At 45.9% G+C, this 592-nt stretch carries 1 protein-coding gene; it reads left to right on the forward strand.

From position 1 onward, the window contains the following. Positions 1-505 (forward strand): transposase (locus E0E16_RS08575; protein WP_130829700.1); only part of this gene is annotated, 505 nt, incomplete at its 5' end. Positions 506-592: the final 87 nt, after the last annotated feature.

A 592-nucleotide genomic window follows, 5' to 3' on the forward strand; every position in this document is an offset into this window, starting at 1 on the left:
AGACTGCATGGATATGAACGAGGATGGGCTGATGGAATATCGTGAGCAGGTGGTGGTGTTCAGGAAGGGCGGTATCAACCATATAGCGCGTATCATCACCTATGTGGATATCAAGAAAGGAAAGATGCCAAAGTTGGTGTCCTTGCTTACCAACGACTTTGACATGTCCATGGAGACTATCGTAGCCATCTACCGCAGGAGGTGGCAGATAGAGTCTCTTTTCAAGCAGATAAAACAGAACTTCCCGCTTAGATACTTCTATGGGGAGAGTGCCAACGCCATCAAGATACAGATTTGGGTTACACTCATTGCCAATCTATTACTGTCACTGCTGCAAAGCTCATTGCAGAGGCGGTGGAGTTTCTCAGGGCTGGCTACTATGGTGCGCATTGTACTTATGGAATACCTCAACATGAATAATTTCTTCAACATGCCGGATGCCGACATGAAACTCATGCTTGAAGCAGCGGCTGAATCGCCACCCGAGGTAACAGAAAATGAATAAGGGGGCTTGTCACTAACATGCTGTCATCCGAACTATTGTGTCTCAATGAGTTGGAATGAGGATTTCTATGTTTAGCGGACAGTAATA

The sequence above is a fragment of the Prevotella rectalis genome (assembly GCF_900607215.1).
Lineage (GTDB): Bacteria > Bacteroidota > Bacteroidia > Bacteroidales > Bacteroidaceae > Prevotella > Prevotella brunnea.